Source organism: Paraburkholderia sp. (genome assembly GCF_036488505.1).
Classification (GTDB): Bacteria; Pseudomonadota; Gammaproteobacteria; order Burkholderiales; family Burkholderiaceae; genus Paraburkholderia.
On sequence record NZ_DASXHN010000033.1, the window covers coordinates 1 to 10,171 of the forward strand.

General features: G+C 63.1%; 9 protein-coding genes. 6 read left to right on the plus strand and 3 right to left on the minus strand.

Annotation, left to right across the window (positions count from 1 at the left end; genetic code table 11):
* Nucleotides 1-48 precede the first annotated feature (48 nt).
* The 4 genes from VGH68_RS02115 to VGH68_RS02130 all read left to right on the plus strand — a co-directional run bounded on the left by VGH68_RS02115 (nt 49) and on the right by VGH68_RS02130 (nt 4,710).
* Entirely contained in the window at nt 49-846 is a 798-nt protein-coding gene (locus tag VGH68_RS02115; protein WP_331601852.1) for a MetQ/NlpA family ABC transporter substrate-binding protein, read from the plus strand.
* Between the two features lie 241 nt (nt 847-1,087).
* Complete coding sequence (locus tag VGH68_RS02120; protein ID WP_331601853.1) at nt 1,088-1,837, plus strand: electron transfer flavoprotein subunit beta/FixA family protein; 750 nt, start codon at nt 1,088-1,090, stop codon at nt 1,835-1,837.
* Between the two features lie 22 nt (nt 1,838-1,859).
* On the plus strand, nt 1,860-2,804 hold the full coding sequence (locus VGH68_RS02125) for an electron transfer flavoprotein subunit alpha/FixB family protein (RefSeq protein ID WP_331601854.1): 945 nt from the start codon (nt 1,860-1,862) through the stop codon (nt 2,802-2,804).
* Between the two features lie 115 nt (nt 2,805-2,919).
* Nucleotides 2,920-4,710, plus strand: a complete 1,791-nt coding sequence (locus VGH68_RS02130) for an acyl-CoA dehydrogenase (RefSeq protein WP_331601855.1) — start codon at nt 2,920-2,922, stop codon at nt 4,708-4,710.
* Nucleotides 4,711-4,826: 116 nt separating this feature from the next.
* Here the strand turns inward: VGH68_RS02130 and VGH68_RS02135 are convergent, their stop codons facing one another.
* Nucleotides 4,827-6,113, minus strand: coding sequence for a D-amino acid dehydrogenase (locus VGH68_RS02135; protein ID WP_331601856.1), 1,287 nt, complete (start codon nt 6,111-6,113; stop codon nt 4,827-4,829).
* Nucleotides 6,114-6,291: 178 nt separating this feature from the next.
* On the opposite strand from VGH68_RS02135, the gene VGH68_RS02140 reads away from it, so the two are divergent.
* The gene (locus VGH68_RS02140; protein WP_331601857.1) at nt 6,292-6,780 is read left to right on the plus strand and encodes an Lrp/AsnC ligand binding domain-containing protein; all 489 of its coding nucleotides are present in this window, start codon (nt 6,292-6,294) and stop codon (nt 6,778-6,780) included.
* Between the two features lie 146 nt (nt 6,781-6,926).
* Nucleotides 6,927-8,081, plus strand: a complete 1,155-nt coding sequence (locus VGH68_RS02145) for a PA0069 family radical SAM protein (protein ID WP_331601858.1) — start codon at nt 6,927-6,929, stop codon at nt 8,079-8,081.
* Nucleotides 8,082-8,114: 33 nt separating this feature from the next.
* Here VGH68_RS02145 and VGH68_RS02150 read toward each other — a convergent pair whose 3' ends face one another.
* Together VGH68_RS02150 and VGH68_RS02155 are read right to left on the minus strand one after the other, a co-directional pair.
* Nucleotides 8,115-8,582: a TM2 domain-containing protein gene (locus tag VGH68_RS02150; protein ID WP_331601859.1), complete on the minus strand. Its 468-nt coding sequence runs from the start codon at nt 8,580-8,582 to the stop codon at nt 8,115-8,117.
* 277 nt (nt 8,583-8,859) lie between these two features.
* Nucleotides 8,860-9,927, minus strand: a complete 1,068-nt coding sequence (locus VGH68_RS02155; RefSeq protein ID WP_414696881.1) for a PQQ-dependent sugar dehydrogenase — start codon at nt 9,925-9,927, stop codon at nt 8,860-8,862.
* Nucleotides 9,928-10,171 lie beyond the last annotated feature (244 nt).

Genomic DNA, 10,171 nt, shown 5'->3' on the forward strand with positions numbered 1-10,171 from the left:
AATAAACAAGGGCTAGCGAAGCCCACTCATAGATCTGGAAAGTCCATCATGCAACGTCGCTTTATTCTCAAGCTCGCTGCCGCGCTCGGCGCGGCTTCGCTGTTCGCCACCACCGCGGCGCGCGCCGAAGACACGATCAAGGTCGGCGTCACTGCCGGCCCGCACGCTCAAATCATGGACGTCGTGAAGACGGTCGCGGCGAACAACGGTCTGAACATCAAGATCATCGAATTTTCCGATTACGTGCAGCCGAATGCGGCGCTCGCCGGCGGCGATCTGGACGCGAACAGCTACCAGCACAAGCCGTATCTCGACGCGCAGATCAAGGACCGCGGCTACAAGCTGATCGATATCGCGGAGACGGTCACCTACCCGATGGGCATTTATTCGAAGAAAGTGAAGACGCTCGCCGACCTGCAGCCGGGCGCGAAGATCGCGGTGCCGAACGATCCGACCAACGGCGGCCGCGCGCTTTTGCTGCTGCAGAAGCAGGGCCTGCTGAAGCTTCGCGCCGATGCGGGATTGAAGGCGACACGGCTCGACATCGTCGAGAACCCGCGAAAACTGAAGATCGTCGAACTCGACGCCGCACAGATTCCGCGCTCGCTCGGTGATGTCGACGCCGCCGCGATCAACACCAACTTCGCGATGGAAGCGGGGCTGAAGCCGAAGCAGGATGCAATCGCGATCGAAGATCCGAAGGGCCCGTACGTGAACGTCATCGCGATCCGTGAGGCCGACAGGAACAAGCCGTGGGTCGCAAAGCTCGTCGCGGCTTACCACTCTTCGCAAGTGAAGCAGTTCGTCGACAGCAAATTCGGCGGCTCGGTGATCACCGCCTGGTAATCCCCGCAGCGGACCGTGCGCGTCGCAAAACAACATGACGGCAAGCGAACCGCAGGTCTCAGTTGAAACCCGGGGTTGTTTCCCGGGTTTTTTCGAGATTAAAATAGAACGATCGTTCGATATTGCCGTCACGCCGCAGGGGAGCGATATCCTTCTACTCAAGCACCCGCGACAGGCTGCCGGCAGGGCAGTCGCTATAATGTTCGTTGGGTTGACGTATTCGTAACTTTGGAGCGTGTGCATGAAAATTCTGGTGCCGGTGAAGAGAGTGGTCGACTACAACGTGAAGGTCCGCGTGAAATCGGACGGCACGGGCGTCGACATCGCGAACGTGAAAATGTCGATGAATCCGTTCGACGAAATCGCTGTGGAAGAAGCCGTGCGTCTGCGCGAAGCGGGCGTCGCGACCGAGGTGATCGCGGTGTCGGCCGGTGTCACGCAGGCGCAGGAAACGCTGCGCACCGCGCTTGCGATCGGCGCGGACCGCGCGATCCTGATCGAATCGAGCGAAGAGTTGCAGCCGCTCGCGGTGGCGAAATTGCTGAAGGCACTGGTCGACAAAGAACAGCCGCAACTGGTGATCCTCGGCAAACAGGCGATCGACGACGACTCCAACCAGACCGGCCAGATGCTTGCCGCACTCGCGAATCTGCCGCAGGCAACGTTCGCATCGAAAGTGACGGTTGCCGACGGTAAGGCGACTGTCGCGCGCGAGGTCGACGGTGGCGCGGAAACGCTGTCGCTGACGCTGCCGGCCGTGATCACGACCGATTTGCGCCTGAACGAGCCGCGCTATGTGACGCTGCCGAACATCATGAAGGCGAAGAAAAAGCCGCTGGAAACCATCAAGCCCGACGATCTCGGCGTCGATGTCACCCCGCGTCTGAAGACGCTGAAAGTGGCCGAGCCGCCGAAGCGCTCTGCCGGCGTGAAGGTGCCGGACGTGAAGACGCTGGTCGACAAGCTGAAGACCGAAGCGAAGGTGCTTTAAGTAGAACGCGGAGACAGATCAAATGACGAACCTCGTAACTCTCGTAATAGCAGAACACGACAATCAGTCGATCAAGGCCGCGACGCTGAACACGATCGCAGCGGCACAGAAGATTGGCGGTGATATTCACGTGCTGGTCGCCGGTCACAATGCGCAGGCCGCGGCCGATGCGGCGGCGAAGATCGCTGGCGTGAGCAAGGTGCTGCTGGCCGACGCGCCGCAACTGGCTGAAGGCCTCGCGGAAAACGTCGAGGCGACCGTGCTGAACATCGCGAAAAACTACTCGCACATCCTCGCGCCGGCCACCGCCTACGGCAAGAACATCGCACCGCGTATCGCGGCGAAGCTCGACGTCGCGCAGATCAGCGACATCACCGCGGTGGATGGCGCGGATACGTTCGAGCGTCCGATCTACGCGGGCAACGCAATCGCGACCGTCCAATCGCAGGACCCGATCAAGGTGATCACCGTGCGTTCGACGGGCTTCGACGCAGTCGCGGCCGAAGGCGGCAGCGCGGCGCTGGAGAAGATCGAAGCCGCGGCCGATGCGGGCATCTCGCAGTTCGTGAGCCGTGAAGTGACGAAGCTCGACCGTCCGGAACTGACGAGCGCGAAGATCATCGTGTCGGGTGGCCGCGGTCTGGGCAACGGCGAGAACTACACGAAGGTGCTGGAGCCGCTGGCCGACAAGCTCGGCGCGGCGCTCGGCGCATCGCGCGCGGCTGTCGACGCGGGCTTCGTGCCGAACGACTACCAGGTCGGGCAGACCGGCAAGATCGTCGCGCCGCAACTGTATGTCGCGGTCGGTATCTCGGGTGCGATCCAGCATCTGGCCGGGATGAAAGACTCGAAGGTGATCGTCGCGATCAATAAGGATCCGGAAGCGCCGATTTTCAGCGTCGCCGATTACGGCCTGGTCGGCGATCTGTTTACCGTCGTGCCCGAACTCGTGAATGAACTCGGCTAAGCGCCGCGGCGCTGGCGACCCGCGGCAATCTGGGGTCGGCCGCTGAAAGCAGGCGAAGGGCGCAGGACCGACCAAGTCCGGCGCCCTTTTTTCATATCAACGGAGGAGAACCGACATGAGCTATACGGCGCCCATCAACGACATGCTGTTCGTGATGAAAGAACTGGCCGGACTCGAAGAGATCGCGAATTTGCCCGGCTTCGAAGACGCGAACCTCGACACCGCGCAGGCCGTGCTCGAAGAATCGGCGAAGCTGTGCGGCGAAGTGCTTGCGCCGCTGAACGTCGAAGGCGACCGCAATCCGAGCAGCTGGAAGGATGGCGTCGTCACCGCGACGCCGGGTTTTCGCGACGCGTTTCGTCAGTTTGCAGCCGGCGGCTGGCAGGGCGTCCAGCATCCGCTCGACTATGAAGGGCAGGGTCTGCCGAAGCTGATTGCTACACCATGCGTCGAAATGCTGAATGCGTCGAACCTGTCGTTTGCGCTGTGCCCGCTGCTGACCGACGGTGCGATCGAAGCGCTGCTGACCGCCGGCACCGAGTCGCAGAAACAGACCTTCGTGCCGAAGCTGATCTCCGGCGAATGGACTGGCACGATGAATCTGACCGAGCCTCAGGCCGGCTCCGATCTCTCGCTCGTGCGCACGCGCGCCCAGCCGCAGTCCGATGGATCGTTCAAGCTGTTCGGCACGAAGATCTTCATCACGTGGGGCGAGCATGATATGGCGAACAACATCGTGCATCTGGTGCTCGCGCGCACGCCGGATGCGCCTGAAGGCGTGAAGGGCATTTCGCTCTTTCTCGTGCCAAAGTTTCTCGTCAATGACGATGGTTCGCTGGGCGAGCGTAACGATGTCCATTGCGTGTCGATCGAGCACAAGCTCGGTATCAAGGCGAGCCCCACCGCGGTGCTGCAATTCGGCGATCACGGCGGCGCGATCGGCGAACTGATCGGCGAAGAAAATCGCGGCCTCGAATACATGTTCATCATGATGAACGCCGCGCGTTTCGCGGTCGGCATGCAGGGTGTCGCCGTGTCGGACCGCGCGTACCAGAAGGCGGTCGCGTATGCGAGGGAACGCGTGCAGAGCCGCCCCGTCGATGGCTCCGCGAAGCAACCGGTCGCGATCATCCAGCACCCGGACGTGCGCCGCATGCTGGCGACGATGCGCAGTCTCACCGAGGCGTCGCGCGCGCTCGCGTATGTCGCGGCTTCTCATTGCGACCTCGCGCATCGTCACCCGGACGACGCGGTGCGCGCCACGCATCAGGCGATCTACGAATTCCTGGTGCCGATCGTGAAAGGCTGGAGTACAGAACTATCGATCGAGGTCGCGAGCCTCGGCGTGCAGGTGCATGGCGGCATGGGTTTTATCGAGGAAACCGGCGCCGCGCAGTACTACCGCGACGCGCGCATTCTGCCGATCTATGAAGGCACGACTGCGATCCAGGCCAATGATCTGATCGGCCGCAAGACGTTGCGCGACGGCGGCAAGGTCGCGAAGGAACTGCTCGCCGGTATCGCGCAGACGCTCGAGACGCTCGACGCGCGCGAGGGTGCGGCCTTCGCGTCGATGAAGACGCAGCTTGCGCACGGGCATCGCGCTATGAGCGCCGTGGTCGATTTCATCGTTGCGAATGCGAAGGGCGATCCCAATGCGGTGTTCGCCGGCAGCGTACCGTATCTGAAGCTCGCCGGTATCGTGCTTGGCGGCTGGCAGATGGCGCGCGCATTGCTCGCCGCTGCGGCCAGGCGCGATCAAGCCCCGGCGTTCTACGGCGCCAAGATCGCGACCGCCCAGTTCTACGCGGAGCACATGCTGCCGCAGGCGGGCGCGCTGGAAGTGGCGATCGTCAACGCGAAGGGCGACGAGGGCGTGCTGGCTTTATCCGAAGATCAGTTTTGACACGCCGGTCGCGGCGGGTGTCTTTGGACGTGAAATGAAAACGGCGCCTTGCGAGGCGCCGTTTGTTCTTTGCTTGGTCGTCACCGCATGCGCGACGACTGGCAGCTAAAGGTCATTCATGCATAAGCAGGCCGATGGTCGGCCGCCGTTTCGCCGAGATAGCGATGCACCGACAGGTCGTCCGCGCGGATTGCCGGCTGCTTGCCCGACATCACGTCCGCGAGCAGTTGGCCGGAGCCACACGACATCGTCCAGCCGAGCGTGCCGTGGCCGGTGTTCAGGTACAGGTTCGGCACCCGCGTGCGGCCGACGATCGGCGTGCCGTCCGGGGTCATCGGCCGCAGACCGGTCCAGAAGGTCGCCTTCGACGTGTCCCCACCGCCGGGGAACAGGTCGTTCACGCACAGTTCGAGCGTCTCGCGGCGGGCGTGGCGCAATGATTTGTCGAAGCCGACGATTTCGGCCATCCCACCCACGCGAATCCGGTCGTCGAAGCGTGTGATCGCAATCTTGAAGGTTTCATCGAGCACGGTCGACACCGGTGCGGCCGCTGCATCGACGACGGGCGCGGTGATCGAATAGCCTTTCAGCGGGTAGACCGGAATCTTGACGATGCCGTCGAGCAAGCGCGTCGAGTACGAGCCGAGCGCGACGACGAACGAATCCGCGCGCACCAGTTCATTGCCGCACTGCACGCCGGCGATGCGATCGCCTGCCATCGCGAGCGCGTCGATCGACGTGTTGTAGCGAAACTTGACGCCGAGTTCTTCGGCGAGCGCCGCGAGCCGCGTCGTGAACATCTGGCAGTCGCCGGTTTCGTCGCCAGGCAGACGCAGGCCGCCGGTCAGCTTGTGCGAAACGGCGGCGAGCGCCGGTTCGGCTTCCGCGAGTTGGTCCGCCGACAGCAGTTCGTACCGCACATTTGCTTCCTGCAGCACGGCGATGTCTTTGGCGGCGCCATCGAACTGCTGCTGGGTGCGGAACACCTGCAACGTGCCGCCGGTGCGGCCTTCGTATTGGATGCCGGTTTCGGCGCGCAGTGCTTGCAGACAATCGCGGCTGTATTCGGCAAGCCGCACCATGAGGCCTTTGTTCACCGCATAGCGCGAGGCGGTGCAGTTCTGCAGCATCTGCCACATCCATTGCAGCTGAAACGTCGTGCCATCCAGACGGACGGCGAGCGGCGCATGCTTCCGGAACATCCACTTGACGGCCTTCAGCGGCACACCCGGCGCGGCCCACGGCGACGCGTAGCCCGGCGAGATCTGCCCCGCGTTGGCAAAGCTCGTCTCGAGCGCCGGGCCGGCCTCGCGATCGATGACGGTCACTTCGTGACCGGCGCGCGCGAGGTAATACGCGCTCGTCACGCCAACGACGCCACTGCCCAATACGACGACTCGCATAGCTGCTCCAAGTGTTCGGAAAGTTGTCAGGCGGAGCCGCTCGCGATTCAATTCCGTCGCATCGCGTTCAGCGAGATGCAACTGTAGTGATAGGCGGCTTACCCAGTGGTAACCGCTATACTATTAACAGTCAGGCAGGTTTTGTTATCGTATTTTCATAACTTTTAGAAAAAACACTATGCGTACCCAGCGCCAGCCCGTGCGGGCCCTCGACAAGCTGGATCACAAGATCCTGCGGCTGCTGCAACAGGACGGCCGGATGGCGATGAAGGACCTCGCGGAGCAGGTCGGGCTCTCGGTGACGCCTTGCATCGAGCGCGTCAAGCGGATGGAACGCGACGGCGTGATCACCGGCTATTACGCGCGCGTGAACCCGGCTGAGCTGGGCGCGGCGCTGCTGGTGTTCGTGGAGATCACGCTCGACCACAAAAGCGGCAACATGTTCGATCAGTTCCGCCGCGAGGTGCAGAAGATCCCGCAGGTGCTCGAATGCCACCTGGTGTCCGGCGACTTCGACTATCTGATCAAGGCGCGTATCGGCGAAATGGCCGACTACCGCAAGCTGCTCGGCGACATCCTGCTGCAACTGCCGGGCGCGGTGCAGTCGAAGAGCTACGTGGTGATGGAGGAGATCAAGGAGACGTTGACCATCCCGGTGGGCGAATAACGGGACTGAATGGCTTCGGTGGCACGTTGGGGGCGGGCTTGTCTTGGACCAAGCGAAGGGCTCGACAAACGGCGTAAACACTGTATATTTATACAGGTGTTTGGCGCCTTTTTGTTTTCCGTTTCCTGTTCTCGCGTGCTCCCACCGTGGATGATCCCGACTACTCTGCCGTTCCAGAATTTCCGATTGCGCCGCCCGCGCCTCGCAAGGGGCGCGGGGCGGTCACGAATCTGCAAGGCCGCTATGAAGTCGACCAGCGCGAAGCGGTCGACGACGGCTGGCAGGCCGCCGACGAAGACGGCGAGCCGAAGGTCTTGCGCACGCAGGTGTTCGAGGAGCGCGCGAAGACGATACTCACGCGCAATGCGTCGCCGGATATCCCGTTCAGCGTGTCGCTCAATCCGTATCGCGGCTGCGAGCATGGCTGTATCTATTGCTTCGCGCGGCCCACGCACAGCTACCTGGGGCTGTCGCCGGGGCTCGACTTCGAAAGCCGCATCTACGCGAAGATCAACGCGCCGGAGTTGCTGGAGAGGGAGCTATCGAAGAAATCGTACGTTCCCGAACCGATTGCGCTGGGCGTTGCCACCGACGCATGGCAGCCGGCTGAACGCGACCTGCGCCTCACGCGGCGCGTGATCGAGGTGCTCAGCGAACGCAATCAGCCGTTCGCGGCCATCACCAAGTCGTCGCTGATCGAGCGCGACCTCGATCTGCTGGCGCCAATGGCCGCGCGCGGGCAATTCATGGCCGCCATCACGATCACCACGCTCGACGCCGACATTGCGCGCACGCTCGAACCGCGCGCGGCTACGCCGTCGCGCCGCCTGCGCGCGATCCGCACGCTGAGCGAAGCGGGCATTCCGGTCGGCGTCAGCATTGCGCCGGTGATCCCGTTCGTCACCGAACCGGATCTTGAGCGCGTGCTCGAAGCGTGCGCGGAGGCTGGCGCGAGCAACGCGAGCTACATCGTATTGCGGCTGCCGTGGGAAGTCGCGCCGCTGTTCAAGGACTGGCTCACCGCGCACTTTCCGGACCGGGCTGAACGCGTGATGAGCCGTGTGCGCGATATGCGCGGCGGCAAGGACTACGACTCGTCGTTCTCGACCCGTATGAAAGGAGAGGGCTTATGGGCGGACCTTCTCAAGCAGCGCTTTCACAAGGCCGTGCGCCGTTTGGGGCTGAATCAGCGCGACCGCGGGATTCTCGATATGTCGCATTTTCGCCGGATGGAGCGATCGAGCGGGGCGGCGCCGGCATCGGCGCCCTCGCGCGACAGCCCGCAGCTGAGGCTTTTCTAGCGCCTGTCACGCGCATCGCGTCTCGCGGGCGCGTTATTGGGAGATCGCTTTGGCCGCTTCCACCTGGCTCTCGAAGTAGGTCTGGAAGGCGATCGCAAGACCGGTCATCAAAAGGAATGCGCCGAACAGCAGTGAAAAGATCACGACGAAGATCACCGCCCAGCCGGAGCGGCTTTTGCGCGGCGTGTGGGCGTTGAATTGCGTGTCCCATTTGTCGTCTGGGCGCAGTCCGTAGACGAGCGCCGCGAGGAACGCGGCGAACAGCGACACCGCGCCGATGGAAGCGAGTACCCAACCCGGTATCGATGCCCGTTCGGTGGCCACGAGCAGCATCACGCCGGGAATACCGATCAGCGTGCCGAGCAGATGTGCCCAGCCGTAGATGTCCCGCTTGCCATACAGATAAAAGCGGTGGGCGCCGAGGCTGCCAAAGAGGAACGCCAGCGCGGCGGTAATCGTCTTGGATCTGAAGCGCGGGGAGGTCGAGGCAGCGGTGGACATAAACGCGTCGGTAGGGTAGTGACAGGCGGTCGAAAAGAAGCGTCGCGCGGCGTAGCGCGGGCCGACGCGCATTCTACGCTCGCGCACCTCGGGTGGTCATATTGCGTGTCGCTGCGGCAGCTTACGCGTGGCGCCGGGAGGGGCGCGGGCCGGGCGTTGTGAGCCATTGCCGTCGGCTACATCCGGTTTGAGGTGAAGGACTTTCTGTTGCCCGGCTTCAAGTGCAGCGGTTCTCGTTGGGGACACTGCCCCGCCGGCATCATCGCTTGCCGATGTATCAAGGCGCCGAATACGTGACGCGATAGATCGCGCCAGCGTAATCGTCGCTGATCAGCAGCGATCCATCGGGTAACGGCAGCACGTCGGCCGGACGCCCCCAGGCTGCGTCGCCGGGTTGCAGCCAGCCTTCGGCGAACACTTGCTGGCGGGCGTGGCCGCCGTCCGGATCGACGATCACACGCACGACGCGATAGCCAACCTTTTTGCTGCGGTTCCATGAGCCGTGTTCCGCGATGAAGACGTTGTTACGGTAGTCCGCGGGAAACATCGGTCCGTCGTAAAAGCGCATGCCGAGCGCCGCCACGTGTGCGCCCAGTTTGGCGACAGGCGCTGTGAACGCGCTGCACGGGTGGCCTTCGCCGAGTTCGGGGTCGGCTATGTCGCCGCCGTGGCAGTAGGGAAAACCGAAGTCCATCCCGGCACGGGGCGCGCGATTGAGCTTGTCGCTCGGAATATCGTCGCCGAGAAGGTCGCGGCCGTTGTCGGTGAACCATAGTTCGTGCGTGACCGGATGCCACGCGAAGCCCACCGTATTGCGTATGCCGCGCGCGACCACTTCATAGTGGCTGCCGTCCGGGTCCATCCGGCCAATCAGCGCAAACCGGTTCCGGTCCCGTTCACAGACGTTGCACGGCGCCCCCTGCGGCACGTAGAGCTTGCCGTCCGGTCCGAACCCAATGAATTTCCAGCCGTGGTGTGTTTCCGTAGGTAACTGGTCGGTGACCACGACCGGCTTCGGCGGATCGTTCAGATGGGAATCGATAGCATCGAAGCGCTCGATTTTCGACACGGCGGACACATACAGCGCGCCGTCGTGCCACGTCACGCCCGCCGGCATTTGCAGGCCGGAGGCGATCACATGGCGGCCGGCCACGCGGCCGTCGTGCAACTGGAGCGCATAGACACGCCCGTCGAGACTGCCCACATAAAGGATGCCTTGTGGAGAAAGGGCCATTGCACGCGCGCTCGGCACGTCGTCAGACAGCACTTCAATATGAAAGCCCGACGGAAGCCTGATTTTCTTGATGGGTAACGCGGCAGTTGCTGACAGCGCGTGCGCGGCCATGATGATGGCGGGCATGACACGCACGATCCGGCTTCGAGCCGCGCGGGCAAACCGGGCGACGTGCATCGAAAAAACAAAAAGGTCAGGCAGAAACCGAGTGGGCCGCAGACGTTTCACGGGCGCTCCTCCAGGTGATCCGGGCAACGGCGGGGCGCTCGAGTGGCTTTTCGAGCCGGTGGCCACCGCCGGCGCAACCCGCCTCGCTCAGTTTATCCCGGTAAGTGTTTGTTATGGCGTCGGTTTC

Excerpts from the sequence above, each read along its gene's own strand:
- VGH68_RS02135 (WP_331601856.1), bottom strand. The coding sequence starts at position 6,113 with ATGCGAGTCGTCGTATTGGGCAGTGGCGTCGTTGGCGTGACGAGCGCG.
- VGH68_RS02120 (WP_331601853.1), top strand. The coding sequence starts at position 1,088 with ATGAAAATTCTGGTGCCGGTGAAGAGAGTGGTCGACTACAACGTGAAG.
- VGH68_RS02115 (WP_331601852.1), top strand. The coding sequence starts at position 49 with ATGCAACGTCGCTTTATTCTCAAGCTCGCTGCCGCGCTCGGCGCGGCT.
- VGH68_RS02150 (WP_331601859.1), bottom strand. The coding sequence starts at position 8,582 with ATGTCCACCGCTGCCTCGACCTCCCCGCGCTTCAGATCCAAGACGATT.
- VGH68_RS02155 (WP_414696881.1), bottom strand. The coding sequence starts at position 9,927 with ATGGCCGCGCACGCGCTGTCAGCAACTGCCGCGTTACCCATCAAGAAA.
- VGH68_RS02130 (WP_331601855.1), top strand. The coding sequence starts at position 2,920 with ATGAGCTATACGGCGCCCATCAACGACATGCTGTTCGTGATGAAAGAA.
- VGH68_RS02140 (WP_331601857.1), top strand. The coding sequence starts at position 6,292 with ATGCGTACCCAGCGCCAGCCCGTGCGGGCCCTCGACAAGCTGGATCAC.
- VGH68_RS02125 (WP_331601854.1), top strand. The coding sequence starts at position 1,860 with ATGACGAACCTCGTAACTCTCGTAATAGCAGAACACGACAATCAGTCG.